Origin of the sequence: Arthrobacter pullicola, assembly GCF_014836875.1 — a bacterium.
In the GTDB taxonomy this organism is placed as follows: domain Bacteria; phylum Actinomycetota; class Actinomycetes; order Actinomycetales; family Micrococcaceae; genus Arthrobacter_B; species Arthrobacter_B pullicola.
On the sequence record NZ_JACSQC010000003.1, the window covers coordinates 282524 to 307211 of the forward strand.

Here is a 24688-nt window from a genome sequence, read left to right on the forward strand (position 1 = left end):
GCAGCTGCTGGCGGGATTATGCGCCGGTTGGGCTATTCACTGACGGCAGATCATTCACTGACAGCGGAGTACGCGACGACGCCGCGTCGGATCAGCTCGATGGCCTCACGGCAGCGCCGGCGGAGTGCATCAGGAATATCCGGCACCTTCGCCAGCTGGTCGATCAGGTCAATGACCTGCTTGGACCAGCGGACGAAATCTCCGGCCGCCAGCTCTGTGCCGTTGAGGGCCACCTGGAGGTGCTTGCCGTTGACCCATTTGTACATCGGCCAGACAAGCCCGAGCTCTGGCTCACCGGTCAGCGGCAGCTTCTCTGCCTCCTCGATGTCCGTGAGCTCGGACCACTGGCGGATGAGGATGTCGACGGCGCCGTCCAGCACTGCGCTCGGCATCCGCGGGCGGAGACCCCGTTCCTCCCGCTTGGGCTGGTAGACCAGCGCGGTGGCAAGGCAGGCAAGCTCAACGGCGTCGACGTCGTCAAAGGCGCCGCGTTCCAGTCCGAGGGCTGTCAGCAGGTCCTTTTCGCCATAGATCCGGCGCAGCTTGGTTCCTGCCGGGGTAACCCGGGGAACGCCGTCGGCATCTGCGGCGACGTAGCCGTAGTGGGACAGGACGCTGCTCACCCGGTCGAACGTTTTGGCGATGGTGTTGGTGCGTCCCCGGATCTGGGCAGAGAGGTTGTCGGTCTCGCGCCGCAGCTTCCACCAGCGCTCAGCCCAGCGGGCGTGGTCCTCCCGGTCGCTGCAGCCATGGCAGGGATGGGCCCGCAGGCGACGCCGGAGGTCGGCGATGGCCTGCTCCTGGGCCTCGCTGCCGGCCGTATGCAGCGACGCGCCGCGCCCGCCGGCAGGCCGGGGCGGGCGGTGCTCGCGGAGCGCGTTGCGCAGGGAGGACGTGAGGTCCCGGCGGTCCTTGGGAGTGCGGGCGTTGAAGGATTTGGGGATGCGGATCTGGGAGACAACGTTCACGGGGCCATCCAGGTCCTGCACAAACAGGCGGCGGATCTGTTTGTCCTCGGTCAGGATGGACGGGGCGGGTTCGCGGCCGTTGGTGTCGGTGCTGAGCACCACGGCATAACCGGGGCTGCGGCCTCCGGGGACGTCAACGATGTCCCCGGGACGCAGCGTCTCCAGCGACGCGGCGGCGGCACTGCGCCGGTTGCGTGCCTTGGACCGGGAGGCAGTGTGTTCCAGGTCGGACAGCTGGCGGCGGAGCGCGGCGTATTCGCTGAAGTCGCCGAGGTGGCACGTCATGGCTTTTTCATATCCCGCCAGTGACTCTTCGCGCGAGCGGACCTGGCGGGCCAGGCCCACGACAGAGCGGTCGGCCTGGAACTGGGCGAAGGAGGATTCCAGGATCTCCCGGGCACGGCTGCGCCCGAACTGGGCAATGAGGTTGATACTCATGTTGTAGGTCGGCCGGAAGGAGGAGTTCAGCGGGTAGGTCCGCCGTGACGCCAGTCCAGCAACTGCAGCCGGATCGGTCCCCGGCTGCCACAGGACCACGGCATGGCCTTCGACGTCGATGCCGCGCCGGCCGGCGCGGCCGGTCAGCTGGGTGTACTCCCCTGCCGTCACATCCACGTGGGCTTCGCCGTTGAACTTGTCCAGCTTCTCCAGCACCACGGAACGGGCGGGCATGTTTACACCAAGTGCGAGGGTTTCGGTGGCGAACACGGCACGGACCAGTCCGGCAGCGAACAGCTTTTCCACCACTTCCTTGAAGGTGGGCAGCATGCCGGCGTGGTGGGCGGCGAAACCCCGGATCAGGCCCTCACGCCAGGTCCAGAACCCGAGCACCTCCAGATCGTCCTCGGGAATGTCCTGGCTGGCTTCGTCCACCATCCGGGCGATGACACTGCGCTCTGACTCGCTGGTCAGCGTCAGGCCGGCGTCGACGCACTGCCGGACCGCGGCGTCGCATCCGTTGCGGGAGAAGATGAAGGTGATGGCGGGCAGCAGCCCGCGTTTGTCGAGCTGGGCGATCACCTGCGGACGGGATGCCCGCGGCGTGCGGGTCAGGGGTCCGCCCGCGGGTGCCCCGCCGCGGCTCCGTGACTGATTGCGGCCGCCGGAGCCGGGGCGCCCGCCGCCCCACCGGCCGCGCTGGTTCAGGCGGGACTCGGCGCGGGCAAGTTCCTGCAGCTCGGGATTGACCTTGAACCGGTCCTTGATCCCGGCGGATCCGTCAGATTCCTCGGCCGCTTCGTCGAAGGAGACGTCGGTGGCGAAGAGGTCGAGGATTTCGCGGCCCACCATTACGTGCTGCCAGAGCGGCACCGGCCGGTGTTCGGTGACCACCACGTCGGTGTCGCCCCGGACGGTGTCCAGCCAGGCGCCGAACTCCTCGGCGTTGGAGACTGTGGCGCTGAGGGAAACCAGCTGCACGTCTGAGCGCAGGTGGATGATGACTTCTTCCCAGACCGCTCCGCGGAACCGGTCCGCCAGATAGTGGACCTCATCCATCACCACGTAACCGAGGTCATCCAGGGTTTCAGAGTTTGAATACAGCATGTTCCGCAGGACTTCGGTGGTCATTACCACCACCGGGGCGTCCGGGTTGATGCTGGTATCCCCCGTCAGCAGCCCCACGTTTTCCGAACCGTAGGAGGCGGAGAGCTCCACGAACTTCTGGTTGCTGAGGGCTTTGATGGGTGTGGTGTAGAACGCTTTGAGGCCGCGCTCCAGGGCCATGTAGACGGCGAACTCACCGACAACGGTCTTGCCGGCACCGGTAGGTGCGGCGACCAGGACACCGCGGCCCGCTTCCACGGAGCGGCAGGCTTCCAGCTGGAAGGGATCGAGGTCGAACCCGAGGGACTGTTCAAAGACTCCCAGTCGGGTCCGCGCGTGGCCGGTTCGTTCTTTGGCGGCAAGGTACCGCTCAGACGGGGAAGTCATATATCCAGCCTAGACGCTGTGGAGTCGATGGACTGCCTCGCCTGATCCTGGCTCCTGTCCGGCCGCGGGCGGGAGCCAGGAGCCAGGGCTACAAATCCTCGAGGGTTGAGGCCTTGTCCGCCTGCGCCTCCACGGCGGCTTCCCTCGCGGCATTCCGCCGGGCCCGCCGTTTGTCGTTGAGGAAGCACAGCCCGACGGCCACCGCGAAGAGCACCAGCAGCGGAGCTGCGAGGTAGAACATGCTCAGCGCATCTCCACCAGGTGCTGCCATGGCGGCGAACAGGCAGATGATGAATACCGTGATCCGCCAGTACTTCAGGATGGTCTTGCCGGACAGGAGCCCCAGCAGGTTCAGGCCCACCATGACCACCGGGATCAGGAACGCAATGCCGAAAGCCAGCAGCAGCCGCAGGACGAAGGCCAGGTAGACAGAGGCCGTGATAACGTTCGCGGCGCCTTCAGGCGTGAAGTCGGTGAGGACTCCGACGGCGTTGGGCAGAATCAGCCACGCAAGCCAGACTCCGGCGAGGAAGAGCGGCACGGCGGCCGCGAGGAAACCCAGCGCGGCGCGCCGTTCCTTGGTCTTCAAGCCGGGCGTGATGAAAGCCCAGAGCTGGTAGAGCCAAAAAGGGCTGGAAACCAGCAGGCCGATAAAGACCGAGACCTGGATCATCTGGTCGAAGGAGGTAGCCACGCCGTCGAAGTTGATTGTGGCGAGGCGGCCTTCCTGCTCCGACAGCTCCTGAACCGGACGGGTCAGTTCGTTGAAGACGGGCATGTAGAGGAAAAATCCGCCTACAGTGCCCAGAATGACGGCGATGGCCGCCTTGAAGAGCCGGTTGCGGAATTCCCTCAAATGATCCTTGAGGGCCATCCGCCCTTCAGGGTTGGATTTGCGCCCTCGTGTCAGCGCCACTGCCACTACGGGTTGGTGGGCGGATTACCGGTGCCGGAACTGGTCCCTGACGGCGGGGTCTGTCCGGTCTCGGGGCCGTGGTTCCGGGTGGGCGAAGCCTGCGCCGGGTTGTTCACGACCCGGCCCTCGACGGGTTCCCCGTCGGCGTTGCCGGACGGATTCTCGTCCTTCATCTGACGTACCTCGGACTTGAAAATCCGGAGGGACTGTCCGACGCTGCGGGCGAGCCCGGGCAGCTTGGGCGCACCAAAAAGCAGGATCGCAATAACAATGATGATGACAATGTGCCAGCCTTCTAAGCGCATGCCGGTGTCCTTTCGTTTGAGGTCATTTTATGTCAGAGCCCGGGGATATCGCGCCACGCGCGCGGTTGTCCCCGCAGGCGCCGGCGTTCCACCCGGCGTTCGCGCCGGGCGTCCTTGCGCGCTGCCTTGCCGTCTTCATACCGGCGGCGTGCTGCCTCCGGGTCTTCGAAGATGGCCGGCCCGCGGGTGCCTGCATCCTCCGGGGCTGCCGGGACTGCGGCGGGGGGAAAGGACAGCCGGGATCCGGCAGCCTGGACTTCGCGGAGCACTGCCATGAACTGGCGGAAGATCCGGTAGCCGATCAGGGCATAGAAGAGCAGGGCCACCGCTGTGAGGGCAACCCATATCAATATCCACGACCACCAAGGCATGGTTCCAGCATAGATGAGGTAAGCAAGGCTGCGGTGCCGGTTCAGCTTGGCGGAGACGGGGTTTCACCGGCTGTTCATTCGTAGTTCTCCAGGGCTGCCTTTAGCCAGGCGGTGGTTTCTGCCCGCAGCTCCGGGGGTTGCGTCACAGCCCCTGCACCGCCCAGACGTGCGATGAAACCGGGAATCCAGCCGGTTGAGGGTGTCCGCAGGACTACCGCCTGTCCACCGCCGGGCAGGGCGCTGCGCAGTTCGGCGTGGTAGGCATCTGCCACCCACCCCGCTTCGGGTTCAAGGCGGATTGTGACGGATTCATCGCTGTCCCCGGGGGTGAAGAGACTCGCGGGGAAGTGCTGATCCGGTTCCGGCACGCCCTCCGGGAACGGTCCAGCGTCCTGCCAGCTCACAATCCGGTCCACCCGGAAGAAGCGGGTTGCCCCGGCCTTGTGGCACCAGGCATCCAGGTACCACGTGTCGTTCTCGGAAAAGATGCGGCGCGGATCAATGATGCGCTCAGAGACTTCGTCCCGGCTGGGAACCACGTAGCGGATCGCCAGGCGCCTGCGTCCGACGCTGCGGCGCAGTTCTTCCAGGACTGACGGAGCCGCACCCGCGGGAACCAGGGTGGCCGCGAGGGTGGTCCCGGCGGCACCGGCGGTTCCAGCCGCCTCGCTGAGCTTCGCGTGGGCACTGGAAATTGCGTCCGGAGGAGCGATGCCCGGCAAGGCGGCGAGCGTATCGAGTCCCACAATCAGGGCTGCCGCTTCGTCCATGGCCAGGCGCACCGGCTCAGAGAGGTTGTCAGCGTTGTCGATGAAGATCTCGCCGGTCTCGAAGTTAACGTCCATCAGCCCATTGGGATAGTAGCGGGGACCGCTGACGAACAGCAGATTCAGGTCCGCTGCCAGCTGGTCCCGGCTGATGCCGAACTTCCGGGCTGTTTCGTCCATGTCCGCTCCCTGGTTGGCCAGGATGTAAGGGACAAGGTCCAAGAGGCGGCTCAGGTGTTCCTGCGCACCGGAAACCTTCGTTGACCGCGTCCGGGGCGCAGCCGGTGCGCGGTGGTCGGGGACCGGCAGATCCTGTGCTGCCAGCGCGCGGGCCAGCGCACTGCGGACCGCGCTGCGCAGGTCCGCGGGATGGATGGCCTCCGCCGCGGGTCCCAGGGCGGCGGTGTCCGCGGCCAGGGCGTCGAGGTCGGTGACTGAGAAGCACAGACGGTCCCGTCCGGCCGCTGGTTCGGGAAGGCCGGCCGGTGCAGTACCGGGACCGGAGACGCGAAGGCGGAGTTCCGCCCCGGCTCCGGCACTGACGTCAACAACAGCGGTCTGCGGGGCGAAGACGGTATCCAGTGACGCCAGGGACGTGTGAATGTCGAAGCCGGCTGGGACAGTGAATGCCGCCTTACCCGTTTTGACCGGGGTGGTCATGCGGGAAAGCCGGAAAAACCGTTCTGCCTGGCGGTCCAGATCCCAGCCCACAACGTACCAGCGGCCGTAGCGCGAGCCCATTCCCCAGGGTTGCAGGCGCCGCGTGCTTTCCGCTCCCCCGGAATCGCGGTAGCCGAAGCTAATCGGCAGCCGGTCGGAGGCTGCCCGGAAAACTGCCGTGAAATTGGGATCCGAGGTGCGGATGCCGGGCTGCACAGGGCTGGCCGCGGCGTCCTCCGCGATCACACCGCGGGCACGGAGTTTTCGCAGGGCCCGTGCAGCGGCTGACCCGAGTGCGGCCTGCTCCCACATTTGGGCGGCCAGGGCCAGCACGGCGGACTCAGCGGCGGTGAAGGCTACCTCGGGCAGCCGGTACTCTTCGCTACGGATACGGTAGCGCTGCGCGGAGTTGTCCTGTTCGTAGAGCTGGTCATCGCTGTAGGACTCCACCGGGATGCCCTGTTCGCGCAGGAATGCCTTGTCCCGGTCGAAGAGTTTTTCCCGGGCCTCCGGGGTGGCTGCCTCCGAATAGAGCTCGATCTCGTCGAAGAGCTCGTGCTTGGTAAAGCCACGCCGGCTGGAGAGCAGGGCGATGACAAGGTTCAGCAGGCGTTCGGTTCGCTTCTCGGCAGGTTGCGGGCTCACACGGCTAATCTACCGCCCGTCTGCGGGCAAACGCGCAAAGGGCGGACAGCCAGCACAAACGGCTGGCTGTCCGCCCTTCGCAGCGGCGGGAGAACGTCCTACCGGACGCCGAGCAGGTCAACCACGAAAATCAGGGACTCGCCCGGAGCAATCGCAGAACCAGCGCCGCGGTCACCGTAAGCAAGGTGCGCGGGAATCTCGAGGCGGCGGCGTCCGCCGACCTTCATGCCCAGCAGGCCCTGGTCCCAGCCTTCGATGACCTGGCCAATTCCGACCTTGAAGTCCAGCGGCGCACCGCGGTTCCAGGAAGCGTCGAATTCTTCTCCGGTGGAGAACGCCACACCGACGTAGTGGGTGGAGACCGTGTCTCCGGGCTTCGCTTCCGCCCCGTCACCGACAACAATGTCTTCGATGACGAGTTCGGTCGGAGCGTCGTGCTCCGGGAAATCAATTTCCGGCTTCTGGCGGTCGTATTCGCGCTTTCCGAATGACATGTTGCTCCTTCGTTGTGGGACTGCCTGCCATCTTATCCGGATCTAACCGGCTGCTTGGCGTGGCCCTACTTGGCTTCGAGGATGTCGACCACGAACACCAGGGTTTCGTTCTGGAGCTCGTTGCCCTCGGAGGCACCGTAGGCAGTGGCAGGGGGCGCAACAATCAGAACCTGGGATCCGACCTTCTTGCCGGCCAGCCCGTCGGTCCAAGCGGAGATCACCTGGTCCAGGCCGAAGGAGGTGGAGCTTCCGCGCTCCCAGCTGGAGTCAAAGACGGTTCCGTCGGAGTACTTCACGCCGTGGTACTGCACAGTCACGGTGTCGTCGGCTTCCACAACGGCGCCGTCGCCGGTCTTGAGTTCCTGGGCCACCAGTTCCGTGGGAGCTTCCCCTTCGGGAATGGTGATGGTCGGCTTGCCGTCCTCGGCGAGGGTCACCGTCGGCAGGCCGTCCACGGGTGCGACGTCGGTGCCCCAGGCGCGGGTGGGGACGTCACGGGCTCCGGAGAGGGTGAAGACGATGAACTGTGCAGCGCTCCCGGAAGTCTCGTTGGCAGGCACGTAGTAAGCGAAGTCGGAGCCGATGGGCGCACCGACCAGTGCGCTGTACATCTGCTCGTTGCCCTGCTTCAGGGTCTCGTCCACGGCAATATCTTCGGCTGTTTCAGCGGTGTACGTCTCCTGGCCGGCTTCTCCGCTTTCCGGATCGAGCACCACGAGGCGGACAGAAGCAGTCTGCCCCTCCGTGAGTTCTTCGCCGTCGCCGTCGTTCACCCGCACCAGGGTGGGCTCATCGACGCTCAGCGGTGCGTCGAACTCGACGGTCGGGACCGTGTTCTCACCGTTGGAACTGACCTTCACGGAGGACAGCGGCTCGGAACTGCTGCTGCCGGAACAGGCGGTGAGCAGCAAAAGGGCGGGCAGGAGCAGAGCTAGTACTTTTCGCACCGTACTTCTTTCAGTGGTGGGCAATGACACGGCCGCCGGGGTCAGCACGGCCGGAAGCCCCGCCAGCCCCAGGGCAGCAAGACCCACCCTAACGCGTGGACCTGAAAGGAGCCTAGATCAGGGGCCCCTGGCAGCCTACAAGGTGGACAGCAAAGCTTCGACCCGCTCATCGACGGCAGCAAAGGGGTCTTTGCACAGCACAGTCTGCTGGGCCCTGTCGTTCAGTTTGAGATGGACCCAGTCCACGGTGAAGTCCCGGTTGGCGGCTTTGGCCCGCCGGACGAAGTCACCCCTCAGCTTGGCACGGGTGCTCTGCGGCGGAACGTCGACCGCCTCCTTGACCTCCCGGTCATCAACCACCCGGGCGGTCTCTCCCCGGGACTGCAGGAGGTAGAAGAGACCACGCCGGCGCGAGATGTCATGGTACGTGAGGTCGATCTGGGCGAGGCGGGGAGAGCCTATGTCCAGGCCGGCGCGCTCTGCGTAACGGTCCACGAGCTTCTTCTTGATGGCCCAGTCGATTTCGGTATCGATTCCGGAGGTATCCCCCGACTCCACCGCGTTCAGGGTGCGTTCCCACAGGTCGAGGACCCGCGGGACATGCCGGTTGTGTGAGCCGTTGGCCACAACGAAATCCTGCACCCGCTCCAGGTAGATGTGCTGGAGTTCAAGGGCAGTCATGGTGGAGCCGTTGGCAAGCTTCAGGGGCGCGGATCCCGTGAGGTCGTGGGAGATTTCCCGGATGCTGCGGATCGGATTCTCCAGCCGCAGGTCGCGCATGATCACACCGGCTTCAATCATCCGCAGCATCAGGTCCACGGATCCGACCTTCAGCATGGACGTGGTCTCAGACATGTTGGAGTCGCCTGCGATCACGTGGAGCCGCCGGTAGTGTTCGGCATCCGCGTGCGGTTCGTCGCGGGTATTGATGATGGGCCGGGAACGCGTGGTGGCGGAGGAGACACCTTCCCAGATGTGGTCTGCACGCTGTGAGAAGGCATACAGGGCACCGGACTGGGTGCGCAGGACCTTGCCCGCGCCGACCAGCAGCTGCCGGGTGACCAGGAAGGGAATCAGAATGTCTGCCAGCCGGGAGAATTCCAGCCGGCGGGGAATCAGATAGTTCTCATGGCTGCCGTAGGAGTTGCCGGCCGAGTCGGTATTGTTTTTGAACAGGTAGACGCTGCCGTTGAAGCCCTCTGCCTTCAGCCGCTCTTCTGCCTCATCCACCAGGTCTTCCAGGATGAGTTCCCCGGCCCGGTCATGGGCGATGAGCTGGGCCAGGTCATCGCATTCCGCGGTGGCGTATTCCGGATGCGATCCAACGTCCAGGTACAGGCGGGAGCCGTTCGTGAGGAACACGTTGGAGGACCTTCCCCAGCTCACGACCTTGCGGAAGAGGTACCGTGCCACCTCCTCCGGGGAGAGCGGGCGCGAATCGGGCCCGGAATAGGCGATCCCGAATTCTGTTTCGATCCCGAAGATCCTGCGGTCCATCAGTCTCCCTCCGCGCTGGCCAGGAAACGGTCCAGCTCCACGGTGCCGATTCGGCGGAAAGCGCGGACGCTTCCCCGGGCGGACTGCGGATCGCGGTCCAGCACGGCTACCTCCAGCAGGCCAGCCCCGAGGAGCTCGGTGCTCTGGTCCGCGCCGGCAGGTTCACCGTTGGAGGACGCTTCCGGAGCCTGCCGGGTCGACGAGAGGGCCCTGACCGCCACCAGGATTGCCTCGCTGAACGATGTGTCCGGTGACCAGGAACGGGCGAGTGAATCGTTGACGATGTCGGCCTGGCCGCCCATGACCACGTAGTTGCTCTCATCTGCGATGGAACCGTCAAACGTCAGCCGGTACAGGTGGTCGTTGAACGGTTCGGCGCCGACTTCGGCGACGGCCAGCTCCACTTCGAAGGGCTTGCCCTCGGTGGTGAACACCGAACCGAGGCTCTGGGCGTAGACGCTCGCCAGTCCCCTGGCTGAGACGTCCTCCCGGGCGTAGGAATAACCGCGGACATCGGCGTAACGCACCCCGGCCTGGCGCAGGCTTTCGAACTCGTTGTATTTGCCCACTGCGGCGAAGCCGATGCGGTCGTAGATTTCCCCAAGTTTGTACAGCGACGGCGAGGGGTTCTCTGCCACCAGGGCAATACCGTCGCGGCAGGTCAGGACGACGACGGACCGGCCGCGGGCGATTCCTTTCCGGGCAAAATCTGCCCGGTCCTTCATGAGCTGTTCAGGGGATACGTAGAACTGCTGCGTCATCTCCTATGCCTCCAGTCCGGCGGCGGTACGGCGCTCCACGAGTTCCAGGGCGAGCTGGTGCAGTTCACGCTCTGGGATTTCCCGCATTCCGGCGGAGTTGACCACGTAGACCACCGGCCACAGCTGGCGGACCAGGTCCGGCCCGCCCGTGGCCGAATCGTCGTCGGCCGCGTCGTACAGGGACTCAACGGCTACGCGGACTGCTTCGTCCTCGTCCAGCCCGGGACGCCACAGCTTCTTCAGCGCACCGCGGGCGAAAACCGAGCCGGAACCGACACTGTGATGTTCGTACTCTTCGTACCGGCCCCCGGTGACGTCGAAGGAGAACAGGCGGCCCACATGCTTCTCCGTGTCATAACCGGCGAACAGCGGGATGACGGCGAGTCCCTGGAGCGCCAGCGGAAGGTTTTGCCGCACCATGGCCGCGAGCCGGTTGGACTTGCCGTCCAGACTCATCGCCGTGCCTTCGATTTTCTCGTAGTGCTCAAGCTCCACCTGGAACAGCCGGATCATGTCCAGGGCAAGGCCGGCCGTTCCGGCGATGCCGAGGACTGAGTAGGTGTCCGCCGGGAAAACCTTGCGGATATGGCGGCTGGCGATCATGTTGCCCATGGTCGCGCGCCGGTCCCCGGCTACAAGGACGCCGCCGGCATAAGTGAGGGAGACGATGGTGGTGGCCTGCGGCGCGGCCGCGGCGGCCGATCCTGCTGGAGCCGTTCCGAGGCTGCGTGCCGAGGGCAGCAGCTCGGGGTGGTGGCGGCTGAGGTGCTCGGTAAAGGACGAGCCCGCAGCGGCGGCCACGGCCCGGGCAGGATCTGTGTGCGTCATCCGCTACTGACCACCCTTCTGGATGAAACCCCTTACGAATTCCTCAGCGTTGTTTTCCAGCACACCGTCGATCTCATCCAGGAGATCGTCCACCCCCTCGGTTTGAGCTGTGGACTGCTCGGTGGGTTCTGCGGCTGGGGGCGGAGTAACCTCGTCGGTTTCTTCGACCTCCTGCGGACGTGATCCGGTGTTCCTGCGATCCTGGGTTGCCATGCTGGTGCCCTTTCTTGCTGAGCCGATGTGTCCTACGTCCTATGGTGCCACGGTAGGTTCCGGACCGGTCAGGAGTCGGGTCACAAAATCCTCTGCATCTGCGGAATCCTCAAAGAGTTTGCCGGTGAGCTCCTTGGTTCCGCGCAGCGGTTCACGCGTGGGCACCCGCTGCAGCCGGCGCCGGGACGGCAGCTCGAAGATGATCGAGTCCCAGCTCGCACCGATCACCTCGTCCGGGAACCGGGTTACGCACCGTCCCCGGAAATAGGCGCGGGTATCTTCGGGCGGGTGGCTCACGGCCGCGGCAATTTCCGAATCCGTGAGGATGCGTTCCATCTGGCCGCGTGCCGCCAGCCGGTAGTACAGCCCTTTTTCCGGACGCATATCCGAGTACTGCAGGTCGATCAGGTTCAGGCGGGCGTCATTCCACGCCAGCCCGTCACGGTCCCGGTAGGCCTGCAGAAGCTTGAGTTTGGCTACCCAGTCAACCTGGGCGGCGGCGGCCATCGGATCCCGTTTCAGCGTTCCCACCACGGACGTCCAGCGGGTCAGGAGATCCTCGGTGGCGGCGTCCGCACCCCCGCGTCCCCGCGCGTGGTCGGCAGCGGCCTCAAGATAGATCTCCTGCAGGTCCAGCCCGGTGACCATCCGGCCGTCCTTGAGCTCGACCAGCTGGCCCAGGGACGGGTCATGGCTGATGGCCTGGAGCGCGCCGATGGGATCGCGCAGTTCCAGCACCGGAGCCGTTCCATCCTCGATCATGGAGAGGACGGCCGAAGCCGTGCCCATTTTCAAAAAGGCCGATACTTCGCTGAGGTTGGCGTCGCCGATGATCACGTGCAGCCGCCGGTACTTCTCAGCGACGGCGTGCGGCTCGTCCCGGGTATTGATGATGGGCCGGCGGATGGTGGTTTCCAGGCCCACCTCGGTTTCGAAGAAGTCGGCGCGCTGGCTCAGCTGGTAACCCTGCCGCTGATTGCTGGTTCCTATCCCCACGCGGCCGGAGCCGCAGATCACCTGGCGGGAGACAAAGAACGGCAGCAGCCCGGCGACCAGGCGGGTGAAGGGCACACTGCGCGGGACCAGATAGTTCTCATGGGCGCCGTAGGAAACGCCCTTGTTATCGGTGTTGTTTTTGTACAGGTGGACCGGCGCGAAGCCAGGCGTCGCCGCGATGTGGCGCATCGCTGCGAGCACGACGGCGTCGCCCGCCTTGTCCCACAGGACAGCGTCCCTGGGGTTGGTCACCTCGGGCGAGGAATACTCCGGGTGGGCATGATCGACGTAGAGGCGCGCTCCGTTGCCCAGGACCATGTTCATCAGCACCGCGTTGTCCTCGGTGTCGCCGTACAGGGCAGACGGTCCCCCGCCTTCCATGGCGATCTGTTCGGCATCCATCACCGGGGGTGCGTCGGTGAGCTGGGACGGGTCGGCGGCGGTCCGCGGAACCGTGTACCCGCGGGCATCGTTCAGGGGCGCCTCGTCCGTGTAGTCCCAGCGGGTACCGGTGAGGTTGCCCATCCCGGTGCGCACCGTGGCGGCGTAGGCGTTGACGATCTGGCTGGAGAGCACGGTGGCGTTGGCGTTCGGCAGGGCCGGAGCGAGTACGCCGTACTCGGTCTCCGTCCCCATCACCCTGCGGACCGTCACAGATACTGTCCCGGATTGGCCGTCGTTTCAATGGTCCGGCCGGGCTCCTGGCCGGCCTTGCCCTGGATGATCGTCCGGATATAGGTGATGCGTTCGCCCTTCTTGCCGGAGATGCGTGCCCAGTCATCGGGATTGGTGGTGTTGGGCATGTCTTCGTGCTCGCGGAACTCGTCTACGACGGCGCGCATCAGGTGCTCGATCCGCAGTCCGCGCTGGCGCAGCGTCAGGAAGTCCTTGATGGCGTACTTCTTGGCGCGGTCCACGACGTTCTGGATCACGGCTCCGGAGTTGAAGTCCTTGAAGTAGAGCATTTCCGTGTCCCCGTTGGCGTAGGTCACTTCCAGGTACTCGTTGGACTTGTCCTCGGCGTACATCTTTTCGACCGTCCTCCGGATCATCTCGCCGACGGTGGCGACCGGATCGTAACCATGTTCGGCGAGGTCGTCACGGTGCAGCGGAAGGTCCGGTGTGAGGTACTTCGCGAAGATCTCCCCTGCACCTTCGGAGTCGGGCCGCATGATCTTGATCTTCACGTCCAGCCGGCCGGGGCGCAGGATGGCCGGATCGATCATGTCCTCGCGGTTGGAGGCACCGATGACGATCACGTTCTCCAGCTTCTCCACGCCGTCGATCTCGCTGAGCAGCTGCGGAACAATGGTGGTCTCGACGTCGGAGGAGACGCCGGTTCCGCGGGTCCGGAAAAGTGAATCCATCTCATCGAAGAACACCACCACCGGGCTGCCGTCGGACGCCTTCTCCCGGGCGCGGGCAAAAATGAGCCGGATATGGCGTTCCGTTTCGCCGACGTACTTGTCCAGCAGCTCGGGTCCCTTGATGTTCAGGAAGTAGCTGCGGGTCCCGAGGGAGCCCGTCTGTTCCATCACCCGGGCTGCCAGGGAATGCGCAACGGCCTTGGCGATCAGGGTCTTGCCGCAGCCGGGAGGGCCGTAGAGCAGAAGGCCCTTGGGGGCCTTCAGCCCGTGTTCGCGGTACAGGTCCGGATGCATAAAGGGCAGTTCGACGGCGTCGCGGATCGCCTCGATCTGAGGACCCAGCCCGCCGATATCCGAATACGAAATATCCGGAACTTCCTCCAGGACCAGGTTCTCGACTTCGCTGCGCGGGATCTTCTCCAGGGCGTAACCGATCCTGGTATCCACGGTCAGGGCGTCGCCGACCCGGATCTTTTCCTCGATCAGCGGGCCATTGAGCCGGACCACGCGCTCGTCGTCAGCCCGGCCCACGACCAGCGCGCGGTCCCCTTCCAGAAGTTCCTGCACCGTAAAGAGTTCGCCGGCCTTCTCGAAACCGAGCCCGGCCACCACCGTCAGGGATTCGTTCAGCAGGACTTCCTGGCCGGGGACAATCTGCCCCAGGTCCAGGAGCGGGCTCACCGCCACCCGGAGCTTGCGCCCGGACTGGATGATGTCCACGCTTTCCTGGACCGTGGCCGTGGTGCTTACTCCGGGCTCGGGCTCCTGCCGTTCATTGACCGCAATCACCGTGCCGAAGCTGAAGGGTGTGGCGCCCTCCTTCTCCAGCGCGTCCTTCAACCGGATGATTTCCGCCTTGGCGGTTTCCAGCATTGCCACCAGCCGTGCATTGTTATGCGTCAGCGCCGCGAGCTGCCGGTCCACGTTCCGCAGCTTATCCCGCAGGATGTTGAGCTGCCGGGACTCGGCACTGGCCGCTGTTCCGTAAGGGGAATCGGTACGCATACCTTCAACCCCGGCTCCGCTGGTATTTTCCGCTTCAACCATTGTCCGACCGCCTTCATCGCTCCAGGGTCTCTTCGTCTGACGATAACGCAGTGGCGCACGCAATGCACCGTGCCCGGAGTCTTGTGTTTTCCAGCTTTACGGCTATGGCGGGGCTACTCCGTGCCGTGATCTTCCTGGAAGCGTTCGGCCTTGGCCAGGGCACCGCGCTGGACGGTTGAACTGGCATCCTTCGCGGCCCGGCGGAGCTTCTTGTCGGAGACCTGCCGCTCGCCGACGGCTGCCGGGGTCCAGGCATTGAGGTCTTCCTGGCTGAAGTCCGTTTTGGAGGCGCGGCGCTTGGCTACCAGCCCCGTGGCACCCTCGGCGAGCCGGCGGGCTGAGAGCAGGAACCCGGTGTGGGCCACCATCCGGTGGTCCGGGCGCACGGCCAGTCCCTCCAGGTGCCAGCCGCGGACCATGGATTCCCAGCCCTCGGGCTCGGTGAACCTGCCGTCAGCGCGGATGGCTTCCGCTGTGCGCGAAAGCTGGGTGACTGTCGCGACGTAGGAGATCCAGACGCCGCCCGGGGCCAGGACGGTCGCTACCGCGTCGGTGCATTCCCAGGGGGCAAGCATGTCCAGGACCACGCGGTCCACGCTGCCGGGTTCCTGGTTCTTCACCACCTGGTCCTGGAAGTCACCGAGGGTGATCTCCCAGGCGGGGTGCGGGCCGCCGAAGAAGGTTTCCACGTTCCCGCGGGCGATGTCAGCGAATTCCTCGCGGCGCTCGTAGGAGTGCAGCGAGCCGTTGTCGCCAACCGCCCTGAGCAGGGAGATGCTGAGCGCTCCGGATCCGACGCCGGCTTCGACGACGCGGGCGCCCGGGAAGATGTCTGCCATGGTGACAATCTGGCCGGCGTCCTTCGGATAGACCACGGCTGCGCCGCGCGGCATGGAGAGCACGAAGTCCGAGAGCAGGGGACGCAGCACCTGGTACTGGTGGCCGGTGGTGTTCGTGACAATGGTGCCTTCGGAGACCCCGATGATGCTCTCGTGCGGAAGGTAGCCGCGGTGGGTGTGGAAGGCGCCGCCTTCCGTGAGCGTGATCGTGTTCCGGCGTCCCTTTTCATCGGTGAGCTGGACGCGCTCCCCGGGCCGCAGGGGGCCACGGCGCATGTCCGCGCCGTGGGCAGCGGGAGCAGAGGGTGTACCCGGGTTGTTCATATGTGGCTGTCCTTCGGTTTCAGGCGGTTCAGGTCGGATGCGGGGCCAGGGCTGCTGGCCCGCTGGTGGCTGGGCTGGTTAGCTGCCGGTTTTCGGCCGGCGGCCGGTGACAGCGGCGACGACGGCGGCTTGCCGCAGCAGGCCGACCACCGTGCCTTCGCGGTTGATAACGGCATACTCGCTGCCGGTCAGCTGCGATAGGTACTGGATGAGTTCCTGCCCCGTGGCGGCATCAGGAACATAGGCGCCTGGTGCCAGCGCGCGGGCCACGGCGTTGACCGGGGTCTGGGCGGCCAGGTGCACGGGCACGGAGCCCATCGCGCCGGGATCCACCACGGCTTCCGGCCGGCCGGTGGGCCCTGTCACCACAAGTGCACCGGAAGCGCCGTCAGCTGCGAAGCGCCGGGCTTCGGACACCGGCGTCCCCGAAGGCACCTGGAAGGCCGGTTCCATCAGGCTGCCGGCCGAAAGTTCCGGCAGCCGCAGCCGCAGGCGGGCGTTACTGATGGAAGCTGAGGCACCCATCCACAGGAAGCCTGAGACCAGGGCGGTGATGATCACCAGGCTCAGGCCGGGCGTCTGGCCCCGCAGATACGGGGGGATAAAGACGACGGCCACCAGTGCGGCGGCGATAATCCGCCCGGCCCAGCCGGCGGCGATCGTGCCCTTCTCCTGGACCCCGGTGGCCTTCCAGACAGCGGACTCCACGATGCGTCCGCCATCCAGGGGCAGGCCGGGGAGGACATTGAAGATGGCAACCAGCACGTTGGCCCACACAAAGATGTCCGTCAGGAGCCAGCCCACGGTGCCGGGTTCGAAGAACGGCAGGACCAGCCGCCCGGCCAGGGCCAGGAGGAAGTTCGCGGCCGGTCCGGCCAGGGCAACCACCAGGGATCTGCCCGGCGTCGCGTTCACATCACCAAACTGGGTGTGCCCGCCCCACAGCGTCAGGACGATTCTCGGCGTGGGCCATTTCCAGGCCCGGGCGGTGAGGGCATGGGCCAGCTCATGGGCCAGGACTGAGAGCAGCAGGAGCAGCGCATAGCCCAGGGCGACGGCGTACGCGCCGGGGCTGCCGAGCTGCGGGAGGGCCTGGGCCACCTGGGGTCCGAAAAGCAGGACTATCGCTGCGGCAATGACAAACCAGGACCAGGCCAGGGTGACCGGCACTCCCCCGATCTTTCCCAGGGGTATGCCTTCGCTGCGTCCCTCCTCCGCCGCCGCGCTGTCCGGGCCCTGCGTCACTTTTGGGCTCCTGACTCATGGCTGCCGGATTCCGGTGCTCCGGTGCCGGGCGCCGTCAATGCCTGCAGGTCGCTGATGCTGCGTCCGGCAAGCGTGGTCCATTCGATCCTGTCCGCGTCCGGCGGCAGGGGGACGAAATGCGGGACGGCCAGGGCAGTCAGCCCGGCAGCCCGGGCGGATGTATAGCCCGGGTAGGAATCCTCGATGGCGATGCAGCGGGACTTCGACAGTCCGGGAACTGACTGCGCCAGCTCTGTGAAGGCCAGCTGGTACGGCTCCGGATGCGGTTTCCCGCGTTCAACCATGTCGCCGGTGACCAGGATCCGGAACGTCCGCTCCGGCAAATGGGAGGCGATGGCCCGGGCCAGGACCGCGGTGGACATGGTGACCATTGCGCAGGGAATGCCTGAGGCTGCGAGTTCCCCGAGCAGCTCGCGTGCGCCGGGGCGCCAGGGAACATGGGTCCGGACCTGCCGCGCCACCTGGTCCGTCAGGGTGGAAATGATGGTGTCAACGCTCAAGTCAACGCCGGCCTGCTGCAGCCGGCGGGCAGAAAAAGTAAGGGCCTGCCCCACCAGTTCCAGGGCTTCTTCATCAGTCCAGGTGCCGCCGTGCGAGGCAACAAGGTCTTTTTCCGCCTGGATCCAATAGGGTTCCGTATCGACGATCGTGCCGTCCATATCCCAAAAAACCGCCTGAAGCTGGCTATCGGGGCCGCCGGACGGGAGGAAACTTCCTGGGAGGGACATACCGCAAGTCTACGTGGCTCCGGACAGGGTTCCTTGTCCCGGCCGGGCTGCCCGGACTGCGGGCGGGACTGACACTGCGGTGCCGGGAGCATATGGTGAATCTGTGAGTTATACCGATAAGACCCCAGCCGCTGGCCTGCAGGATTTCTTTGGCGGCGGCTCCGGAGAGCGGGTCACCGTGATGCTGGCTGCCTTCGAAGGCTGGAACGACGCCGGAGAGGCCGCCAGTGACGCCCTGAACTTCCTCTCCCTGTACTGGGACAGCGAAAAGATCGCCGGGATCGACGCCGACGAATACTACGATTTCCAGTTCACCCGCCCTGCGATCGAGCGGAACGCGGCAGGCAAGCGCAGGATCAAGTGGCCCACCACACGGATATCCCGGGCAGAGGTCCCGGGAACCAACCTGGACCTGATCCTGGTTTCCGGTGTTGAACCGTCCTACAAATGGCGCGCCTACACGGCTGAGGTCATTGGGCTGGCCAAGGAACTCGACGTGGACTGCATAGTGCTCACCGGGGCGCTGCTGGCCGATGTTCCGCATACCCGCCCCATTCCGGTGACTGCCACCTGTGAGGAAGAAGACCTGAGGGAACACCTCGGCGTTGAGTCCTCGCAGTATGAGGGGCCCATCGGAATTGTGGGTGTCCTGGCGGAAGTGGCCAATTTGGCCGACATTCCCACGTTGTCGCTCTGGGCGGCGGTGCCGCACTATGTGGGGCAGCCGCCGTCGCCCAAGGCGCAGCTTGCTTTGCTGCACCGTTTGGAAGAGCTGCTGCAGACCCCGATCGACACCGCCGTCCTGACGGAGGAAGCCGAGGCATGGGAACGCGGAGTGGATGAACTTGCCACGGAGGACCCGGAAATAGCGGCCTACGTGCGGCAGCTGGAGGAAGCCAAGGATACGGCTGAGCTGCCCGAAGCAACCGGCGAATCGATTGCACGGGAGTTTGAGCGCTACCTTAAGCGGCGGCGCCGGGACTAGCCCGGGACAGCACAGTGACCGCGGACGGATTCCGCGGTCACTGTGCTGTCCCGGATGCGCCTAGCGCAGGCGGATGCCCAGGAGGGCATCGAAAGCTGCTTCAACCAGTTCTGCTCCGGCCGTGGAGCCGGCTGCTGCCGCCTTCGGCTCGTCGAGGAGCGCCGCAGCCCATGCATCGGCGGCAGCCAGGGCGGCCGGAGCATTGAGGTCATCGGCCAGGGCCATGCGGAAACTCTGCAGCAGCTCCATGGCAGCCTGCTCCCCGGTCAGCGGCAAGGCCCTGCGGTAACGCCGCAGCCGGTCCTCGGCACGGCCCAGGTCCTCGGCCGTCCAGAACCAGTCTGACCGGTAGTGGTGGCCGGCAAGGGTGATGCGGACCGCTGCCGGTTCCACCCCTTCCGCCCGCAGGCGGGACACCAGAACGAGGTTGCCCAGGGACTTGCTCATCTTTTCGCCGTCCAGGCCCACCATGCCGGCGTGGGCGTAGTGCTTTGCCAGTGGCTCACCCGAGCAGGCGTAGGCATGTGCCGCGCTCATTTCGTGGTGCGGGAACATCAGGTCTGATCCCCCGGCCTGAACCGTAAAGGGAGCGGGAAGGAACCGGCGGGCAATGACCGCACACTCAATGTGCCAGCCTGGACGCCCGTCGCCAAGCTCTCCGCCGGGCCAAAGGGGTTCACCGGGCCGCGCGGCCCGCCACAGCAGCGCATCGAGTGGATTCCGCTTCCCCGGACGGCTGGGGTCGCCGCCGCGTTCTGCGAAGACGGGCAGCATCTGCTCGGCTGTGAGGCCGGATACCTGGCCCGGCCACCATGCGTCGGGTCCCTGCTTTTCCAGTTCCTGTGCGGCATCGACGGAAAAGTAAACGTCTCCGTCGGGCTCGGCGCCGGTCCCGGGCACGCGGTACGCGATCCCCTTCTCGAGCAGTGCCTCAACCACGGGCACGATCCATTCGATGGACTCAACGGCGCCAATGTAGCTTTGCGGAGCAATGACGTTCAGCGCTTCCATGTCTTCGCGGAAGAGCTGGGTCTGCTCCTTGGCGAGGACGGTCCAGTCAACCCCGGTCGCGGCAGCACGCTCCAAAAGCGGATCGTCGATGTCAGTGACGTTCTGGACATAGTTGACTGTGTGTCCAGCGTCCCGCCACTGCCGGTTCAGCAGATCAAACGCGACGTACGTCGCCGCATGGCCCATGTGGGTCGCGTCGTACGGGGTGATCCCGCAAACATAGAGACCGGCTTCACCGTCCGGGCGGACGGGCACTGCCCTTCGCAGCGCCGAATCGAAGAGGACGAGGCCTGGAGACTTTCCGGGCAGTACTGGCAGGGGGCGGGATTTCCAAGCGATCACAGGTTCAACTCTACTGACTCCGATAGCGGTTCACGTTCTGTGTCCGGGCCGGTGCGCACTCAGGCCTGCAGCACCCCGAAGCCAAGTGCGATGTAAATGGCCACGCCCAGGCCGATCCGGTACCAGACGAACAACTGGTAGCTGCGGGTGGAAACGTAGCGCAGGAACCAGCCGATAATGATGAAGCCGACGACGAAGGCCACCACGGTAGCGAGTGCGGTCTCCGCCCCGCCATAGGGGCCCGTCTCTCCCCACGATTTGGCCAGCTGGTAAAGGCCGCTGCCGAACACCGCGGGAATAGCCAGCAGGAAAGCGTACCGGGCCGCCGCTTCACGGGTGTAGCCCATGAGCAGGCCCGCCGTAATGGTGCCGCCGGAGCGTGAGACGCCTGGGATGAGCGCCAGTGCCTGGGCGAAGCCGTAAAGGATGCCGTGCTTGTAGGTGAGCTGGTCCAGGGTCCGCTGCTGCTTCCCGATGATGTCGGCGATCGCCAGAAAAATGCCGAACACGATCAGCATGGTCGCCACGATCCAGAGGCTGCGGAAAGTGCTCTCAATCTGGTCCTGGAACAGCAGCCCAAGCACAACGATCGGGATGGTGCCAACGATGATCAGCCAGCCCATGCGTGCGTCCGGATCAGAGCGCGGCACCCGGCCGGCCAGCGACCCGAACCATGCCTTGACGATCCGGACGATGTCCTTCCAGAAATACACCGCGACAGCAGTCTCTGTCCCAAGCTGGGTAATAGCGGTGAACGCGGCGCCGGGATCCTGGGCGCCGGGAAGCAGCTCGCCGGCAATCCGCAGATGCGCGCTGGAAGAAATGGGCAGGAACTCGGTCAGGCCCTGAAGGAAACCAAGGAATATCGCTTCAAACCAATTCACCCTACGACTCTAGGGCACAGCGCCGCCCGGACCTGCCAGGCGGGGGCGCGTGCTACCGGTCGCTGCCTGACTGCCGGCGGTAATCATCCTGGTCGAGGGACCCGGTTGAGATTTCTTCGGTCCCTTCATCCGCGCCGAAACGCGAAGGGTCACCGAAGCCGGACCTGCGGAGCATCTCTTCATCGTCGTCGAGCAGGTCCTCGTCGCCGTCTTCGTCGTCGTAGATCTCCAGCGGCGTCACTTCGCCATAGGCGTCGTAAAGGACTTCCTCGTACACCTCGAACGCGTCGGCTATGGCCAGATAGGCCCCTTCGACAGCAGGATCCTTCTCTCCGCGGCGGGCAGCAGCGGCAGCCAGGTGCTCTTCGAAGGCAGCGACCAGGGACTGGAGCGCAACGCGCGGATCTATGCTCATGGACTAGACGTTATCGGTAAAGCAGGCAAAATGGGATGCAAATGCGAGAACAAATTCTTAGACCGGACCGGTCCTTCAAAGCCGGTCCCGCCAAAGGCTATGAGTACCTGGTCCTCTCCGTAGGACCCTCTGAGTCCCTCCCTGAAGTCCGGAGGGCACTCACTGACCACGCTGAGTATGGCAAGTGGGAACTGGAACGGACCCGCATCTACCGCGGCGGCCACCACCGCTACTGGCTGCGCCGGAAAATCATGCGGGTCGAACGCACGTTCTAGCCCTGCTCCGTCAGCCCTCCCCGCTGAGCCCCGGTTCAAAACCCGGAGCGCCCTTCCCAGCGCGGTCCCCGGGCGGCCTACTCCGTATCCGCGGGTCCCAGCAGTGCGGTGGCCATGGTGTTGTGGGCCGAATCCTCGCTTGAGGGATGGAACATGCCGGCGAGGACGTCGCGGTACAGCCGTTCAAGTTCCTGGCCGCGGAAATAGCTCCTGCCGCCCGCCACTTTCATGGCGGTTTCAACGACGCCGCGGACCGTATCGGTTGTGCGCAGCTTGAGTCCTGACAGTCGGGCGAACCAGAACCCGCCGTGGTCCGCTCCGGCTTCCAGGTCACGGGCGACTGCTTCCAGCTCCAGTGCGGCTCCGTCCATCCGGATGGCCGCGTCAGCGATCCGCCACCTGGTGTGCGGGTCCTGGGCCGCCGGAACACCGCCGGGCTTCCGGAAGGCTGCGGCTTCTGCCGCGAGGGTGACCGCCCGGTCTCCGATCCCGGTGTAGACCGCGGAGAGCAGCGTTTCAAAGAGGCTGAAGATGCCGAAGACGAACTGATCCGCGTGCGGCCCCACCGGGGTATGCCGGACTATCCGTTCTGCCGGAACAACGGCCCCCTCCAACACCGTGGAGCAGGACTGGGAAGCCCGCATGCCCATGGTGTCCCAGTCATCCAGCGTGGTGATCCCTTCGGTGCCCCGGTCCGCGAAACCAAACACGAGCCGCGGTTCGTCCGGATCGGTGCTGTCCTTGCCGAAAATGCCAAGCCGGGTCCAGGCCGGAGACAGGCTGGTGAAGATCTTGCGGCCGGTAAAGGCGTAGCCGCCGCCGCGCGGTTCTGCCTGCGTATTGGAATCGAACAGCACGGCACTGTTTCCCGGTTCGGAGATGCCGAAGGCGAAGACTTCCCCACGGGCCGCTTCCTCGAGGATGAACGAAAGGGAATCGTCGCCCCGCAGTGACAGCAGGTGCGCCACCCCGCACCAGACCAGGTGCATGTTGATGGCCAGGGCGGTCGCCGGCGCAGCGGAGGCCAGCAGCCGCTGGCAGGCGGCCACTTCCGGAAGGCCGAGCCCGGCTCCGCCCTGTGCCGGGGTCGAGAACAAAGCCAGGTAACCGACGCGGCGGAGGTCTTCGAGGTCCTCGGCAAAAAACTCATTGCGTCGGTCGTACTCCGGTGCCCGGCTGCGCAGCCGTTCCAGAAGTTCGGGGGTGAGAATATCTCCGGCAGGCATGGGGTTGTGTTCCTTTTTCGGTTCGGGGTCTTGTGGTTGGGCAGGATTCCGGCGGGAAGGAGTTCTCTTTAGTATCGGTGCAGCAGGCGGGAAAGTACCCGGGTGCCGAACTTCAGGGAATCCACCGGAACCCGTTCGTCCACGCCGTGGAACATTCCGGTGAAGTCCAGGTCCTCCGGCAGGCGGAGCGGGGCAAAGCCGTAGCCGGTGATGCCCAGCCGGCTCAGCGACTTGTTATCCGTCCCGCCGGAAAGGGTATAGGGCAGTACCGGAGCCCCTGGGTCTTCGGCCTGCAGTGCAGCCACCATGCTGTCCACCAGATTTCCGGTGAACGGCACCTCCAGGGAAACGTCGCGGTGTTCGTAGCTGACGTCGATGCCGTCGCCTGCCAGGCCGCGGATCACCTCAAGCAGGTGTTCCTCCTGGCCGGGAAGCGTCCGGGCGTCGATGAGGGCCTCCGCCGTTCCCGGGATCACGTTGTGCTTGTAGCCGGCGGAGAGCAGGGTCGGGTTGGCGGTGTTCTGGAGCGTGGCTCCGACAAACCGGGCCACCGTCCCGAGCTCCGCGAGGAGTTTCTCCGGGTTGTTCGGATCGAATTCCACCCCGGTGAGTTCCGTAACGCCGTCCAGGAAGGCCCGGGTGGTGTCAGTGAGCTCGATGGGCCACTGATGCCCACCGATACGGGACACAGCCCCGGCCAGCCGGGTCACCGCATTGTCGGTATTGATCTGCGAGCCGTGGCCGGCCCGGCCGTGGGCCCGCAGGCGAAGCCAGGAAATACCCTTCTCCGCGGTCTGCAGGAGGTAGGTCCGGCGCCCCCCGATGGTGGCGGAGAATCCACCAACCTCGGATATGGCCTCAGTGGCACCTTCGAAAAGCTCCGGCCGGTTCTCGACGGCCCAGCCGGCGCCGTAGCTGCCGCCGGCCTCTTCATCGGCGAAGAAAGCGAAAATGATGTCACGCCGCGGCCGGGTGCCGGTGCTGGACATCTCCCGCATCACGGACAGGATCATGGCGTCCATGTCCTTCATGTCAACCGCTCCCCGGCCCCAGATCAGTCCATCGCGTTCTTCCCCGCTGAAGGGGTCAACGGTCCAGTCCTGCTTCTGTGCCGGGACAACGTCCAGATGGCCGTGGACTACAAGGGCAGGCAGGGACGAATCGCTGCCTTCCATCCGGGTCACCACGGAGGCGCGGCCCGGCGCGGATTCGAAGAGGTCCGCTTCGAGGCCGGCCTCGGCGATAAGGCCGGCAGTGTATTCGGCGGCCGCACGTTCGCCTGGGCCGGTGCCGTCGCCGTAGTTCGAGGTGTCAATTCGAATCAGGTCCTGGCAGATGCGGGTGACTTCGTCTTCGGCGCGAATAGTCATGCAGCTCTCTCCTTGGTCACGGGTTTAGGGCCAGCCTAGCCACTTGCCGGCTCAGCGTGCCCGGCATTCTTAGCCCAGTGACATCTGACGCGCGGCCGAAATGTGCCGATTCGTCCTTCACGGCAAAACCGTGTTAGAGTTTTTCCCGTTGCAAACGAAGAAACGGAATAAAAACCGGCCTTCGGAAGACACCTAAGCGCGGGTGGCGGAATGGCAGACGCGCTAGCTTGAGGTGCTAGTCCTCTTATTGAGGGTGGGGGTTCAAGTCCCCCTCCGCGCACAGTGGAGATAACCACGGCAAAGATCCTC

At 65.3% G+C, this 24688-nt stretch carries 22 protein-coding genes, 1 tRNA gene and 1 pseudogene; 3 read left to right on the forward strand and 21 right to left on the reverse strand.

Features of this window, described 5'->3' with window-relative positions:
• Window positions 1-50: 50 nt before the first annotated feature.
• The 16 genes from H9638_RS07565 to H9638_RS07640 all read right to left on the reverse strand — a co-directional run bounded on the left by H9638_RS07565 (window position 51) and on the right by H9638_RS07640 (window position 17871).
• The gene (locus tag H9638_RS07565) at window positions 51-2900 is read right to left on the reverse strand and encodes a DEAD/DEAH box helicase (RefSeq protein WP_191746592.1); all 2850 of its coding nucleotides are present in this window, start codon (window positions 2898-2900) and stop codon (window positions 51-53) included.
• An 88-nt stretch (window positions 2901-2988) separates the two neighbouring features.
• Entirely contained in the window at window positions 2989-3774 is a 786-nt protein-coding gene (gene tatC / locus H9638_RS07570; protein WP_191746593.1) for a twin-arginine translocase subunit TatC, read from the reverse strand.
• A gap of 47 nt (window positions 3775-3821) precedes the next feature.
• Window positions 3822-4121, reverse strand: coding sequence for a Sec-independent protein translocase subunit TatA (gene tatA / locus H9638_RS07575; RefSeq protein ID WP_191746594.1), 300 nt, complete (start codon window positions 4119-4121; stop codon window positions 3822-3824).
• A 32-nt stretch (window positions 4122-4153) separates the two neighbouring features.
• Window positions 4154-4492: a hypothetical protein gene (locus H9638_RS07580; protein WP_191746595.1), complete on the reverse strand. Its 339-nt coding sequence runs from the start codon at window positions 4490-4492 to the stop codon at window positions 4154-4156.
• 74 nt (window positions 4493-4566) lie between these two features.
• The gene (locus H9638_RS07585; RefSeq protein ID WP_191746596.1) at window positions 4567-6564 is read right to left on the reverse strand and encodes a helix-turn-helix transcriptional regulator; all 1998 of its coding nucleotides are present in this window, start codon (window positions 6562-6564) and stop codon (window positions 4567-4569) included.
• 98 nt (window positions 6565-6662) lie between these two features.
• Window positions 6663-7058, reverse strand: a complete 396-nt coding sequence (locus H9638_RS07590; protein WP_191746597.1) for an FKBP-type peptidyl-prolyl cis-trans isomerase — start codon at window positions 7056-7058, stop codon at window positions 6663-6665.
• A gap of 65 nt (window positions 7059-7123) precedes the next feature.
• On the reverse strand, window positions 7124-8005 hold the full coding sequence (locus tag H9638_RS07595; RefSeq protein ID WP_191746598.1) for an FKBP-type peptidyl-prolyl cis-trans isomerase: 882 nt from the start codon (window positions 8003-8005) through the stop codon (window positions 7124-7126).
• Window positions 8006-8140: 135 nt separating this feature from the next.
• On the reverse strand, window positions 8141-9502 hold the full coding sequence (gene pafA, locus H9638_RS07600) for a Pup--protein ligase (RefSeq protein ID WP_191746599.1): 1362 nt from the start codon (window positions 9500-9502) through the stop codon (window positions 8141-8143).
• Window positions 9502-10263, reverse strand: a complete 762-nt coding sequence (gene prcA, locus H9638_RS07605; RefSeq protein WP_191746600.1) for a proteasome subunit alpha — start codon at window positions 10261-10263, stop codon at window positions 9502-9504. The genes pafA and prcA overlap by 1 nt, the downstream gene beginning before the upstream one ends.
• A gap of 3 nt (window positions 10264-10266) precedes the next feature.
• Window positions 10267-11091: a proteasome subunit beta gene (gene prcB / locus H9638_RS07610; protein WP_191746601.1), complete on the reverse strand. Its 825-nt coding sequence runs from the start codon at window positions 11089-11091 to the stop codon at window positions 10267-10269.
• Between the two features lie 3 nt (window positions 11092-11094).
• Complete coding sequence (locus tag H9638_RS07615) at window positions 11095-11304, reverse strand: ubiquitin-like protein Pup (protein WP_066297801.1); 210 nt, start codon at window positions 11302-11304, stop codon at window positions 11095-11097.
• Window positions 11305-11343: 39 nt separating this feature from the next.
• Entirely contained in the window at window positions 11344-12936 is a 1593-nt protein-coding gene (dop, locus tag H9638_RS07620) for a depupylase/deamidase Dop (RefSeq protein WP_191746839.1), read from the reverse strand.
• Window positions 12937-12950: 14 nt separating this feature from the next.
• Window positions 12951-14714 carry a proteasome ATPase gene (arc, locus tag H9638_RS07625; protein ID WP_191746602.1) on the reverse strand — a complete coding sequence of 588 codons (1764 nt, stop codon included), beginning with the start codon at window positions 14712-14714 and terminating at the stop codon, window positions 12951-12953.
• 113 nt (window positions 14715-14827) lie between these two features.
• Complete coding sequence (locus tag H9638_RS07630) at window positions 14828-15877, reverse strand: tRNA (adenine-N1)-methyltransferase (protein ID WP_191746603.1); 1050 nt, start codon at window positions 15875-15877, stop codon at window positions 14828-14830.
• A 78-nt stretch (window positions 15878-15955) separates the two neighbouring features.
• Entirely contained in the window at window positions 15956-17122 is a 1167-nt protein-coding gene (locus H9638_RS07635; protein ID WP_191746604.1) for a site-2 protease family protein, read from the reverse strand.
• Window positions 17119-17871: an HAD family hydrolase gene (locus tag H9638_RS07640; RefSeq protein ID WP_191746605.1), complete on the reverse strand. Its 753-nt coding sequence runs from the start codon at window positions 17869-17871 to the stop codon at window positions 17119-17121. The genes H9638_RS07635 and H9638_RS07640 overlap by 4 nt, the downstream gene beginning before the upstream one ends.
• A 103-nt stretch (window positions 17872-17974) precedes the next feature.
• Here H9638_RS07640 and H9638_RS07645 point away from each other — a divergent pair, with 103 nt between their 5' ends.
• Entirely contained in the window at window positions 17975-18856 is an 882-nt protein-coding gene (locus tag H9638_RS07645) for a PAC2 family protein (protein ID WP_318241816.1), read from the forward strand.
• Window positions 18857-18916: 60 nt separating this feature from the next.
• On the opposite strand, the gene mshC is transcribed toward H9638_RS07645, so the two are convergent.
• The 3 genes and pseudogenes from mshC to H9638_RS07660 all read right to left on the reverse strand — a co-directional run.
• Window positions 18917-20209, reverse strand: coding sequence for a cysteine--1-D-myo-inosityl 2-amino-2-deoxy-alpha-D-glucopyranoside ligase (gene mshC / locus H9638_RS07650; RefSeq protein ID WP_191746606.1), 1293 nt, complete (start codon window positions 20207-20209; stop codon window positions 18917-18919).
• A gap of 59 nt (window positions 20210-20268) precedes the next feature.
• Window positions 20269-21093 carry an undecaprenyl-diphosphate phosphatase gene (locus H9638_RS07655; RefSeq protein WP_191746607.1) on the reverse strand — a complete coding sequence of 275 codons (825 nt, stop codon included), beginning with the start codon at window positions 21091-21093 and terminating at the stop codon, window positions 20269-20271.
• Between the two features lie 172 nt (window positions 21094-21265).
• Window positions 21266-21508 (reverse strand): annotated as a pseudogene (locus H9638_RS07660) (hypothetical protein); the annotation flags it as partial.
• A 41-nt stretch (window positions 21509-21549) separates the two neighbouring features.
• On the opposite strand from H9638_RS07660, the gene H9638_RS07665 reads away from it, so the two are divergent.
• Window positions 21550-21783, forward strand: coding sequence for a DUF5703 family protein (locus H9638_RS07665; RefSeq protein ID WP_191746608.1), 234 nt, complete (start codon window positions 21550-21552; stop codon window positions 21781-21783).
• A 77-nt stretch (window positions 21784-21860) separates the two neighbouring features.
• On the opposite strand, the gene H9638_RS07670 is transcribed toward H9638_RS07665, so the two are convergent.
• Both H9638_RS07670 and H9638_RS07675 read right to left on the reverse strand, forming a co-directional pair.
• Window positions 21861-23009 (reverse strand): acyl-CoA dehydrogenase family protein, encoded by a 1149-nt coding sequence (locus tag H9638_RS07670; protein ID WP_191746609.1) that lies wholly within the window; start codon window positions 23007-23009, stop codon window positions 21861-21863.
• A gap of 68 nt (window positions 23010-23077) precedes the next feature.
• Window positions 23078-24379, reverse strand: coding sequence for a M20/M25/M40 family metallo-hydrolase (locus H9638_RS07675; RefSeq protein WP_191746610.1), 1302 nt, complete (start codon window positions 24377-24379; stop codon window positions 23078-23080).
• A 196-nt stretch (window positions 24380-24575) separates the two neighbouring features.
• Between H9638_RS07675 and H9638_RS07680 the strand changes: the two genes are divergently transcribed.
• Window positions 24576-24659: transfer RNA gene (locus H9638_RS07680), tRNA-Leu, on the forward strand.
• The last annotated feature ends 29 nt before the right edge of the window (window positions 24660-24688 follow it).

Excerpts from the sequence above, each read along its gene's own strand:
- H9638_RS07675 (WP_191746610.1), bottom strand. The coding sequence starts at position 24,379 with ATGACTATTCGCGCCGAAGACGAAGTCACCCGCATCTGCCAGGACCTG.
- tatA (WP_191746594.1), bottom strand. The coding sequence starts at position 4,121 with ATGCGCTTAGAAGGCTGGCACATTGTCATCATCATTGTTATTGCGATC.
- H9638_RS07615 (WP_066297801.1), bottom strand. The coding sequence starts at position 11,304 with ATGGCAACCCAGGATCGCAGGAACACCGGATCACGTCCGCAGGAGGTC.
- dop (WP_191746839.1), bottom strand. The coding sequence starts at position 12,936 with ATGGGGACGGAGACCGAGTACGGCGTACTCGCTCCGGCCCTGCCGAAC.
- H9638_RS07670 (WP_191746609.1), bottom strand. The coding sequence starts at position 23,009 with ATGCCTGCCGGAGATATTCTCACCCCCGAACTTCTGGAACGGCTGCGC.
- tatC (WP_191746593.1), bottom strand. The coding sequence starts at position 3,774 with ATGGCCCTCAAGGATCATTTGAGGGAATTCCGCAACCGGCTCTTCAAG.
- H9638_RS07640 (WP_191746605.1), bottom strand. The coding sequence starts at position 17,871 with ATGTCCCTCCCAGGAAGTTTCCTCCCGTCCGGCGGCCCCGATAGCCAG.
- pafA (WP_191746599.1), bottom strand. The coding sequence starts at position 9,502 with ATGGACCGCAGGATCTTCGGGATCGAAACAGAATTCGGGATCGCCTAT.
- H9638_RS07630 (WP_191746603.1), bottom strand. The coding sequence starts at position 15,877 with ATGAACAACCCGGGTACACCCTCTGCTCCCGCTGCCCACGGCGCGGAC.
- arc (WP_191746602.1), bottom strand. The coding sequence starts at position 14,714 with ATGGTTGAAGCGGAAAATACCAGCGGAGCCGGGGTTGAAGGTATGCGT.
- H9638_RS07665 (WP_191746608.1), top strand. The coding sequence starts at position 21,550 with ATGCGAGAACAAATTCTTAGACCGGACCGGTCCTTCAAAGCCGGTCCC.
- H9638_RS07580 (WP_191746595.1), bottom strand. The coding sequence starts at position 4,492 with ATGCCTTGGTGGTCGTGGATATTGATATGGGTTGCCCTCACAGCGGTG.
- prcA (WP_191746600.1), bottom strand. The coding sequence starts at position 10,263 with ATGACGCAGCAGTTCTACGTATCCCCTGAACAGCTCATGAAGGACCGG.
- H9638_RS07565 (WP_191746592.1), bottom strand. The coding sequence starts at position 2,900 with ATGACTTCCCCGTCTGAGCGGTACCTTGCCGCCAAAGAACGAACCGGC.
- prcB (WP_191746601.1), bottom strand. The coding sequence starts at position 11,091 with ATGACGCACACAGATCCTGCCCGGGCCGTGGCCGCCGCTGCGGGCTCG.
- H9638_RS07590 (WP_191746597.1), bottom strand. The coding sequence starts at position 7,058 with ATGTCATTCGGAAAGCGCGAATACGACCGCCAGAAGCCGGAAATTGAT.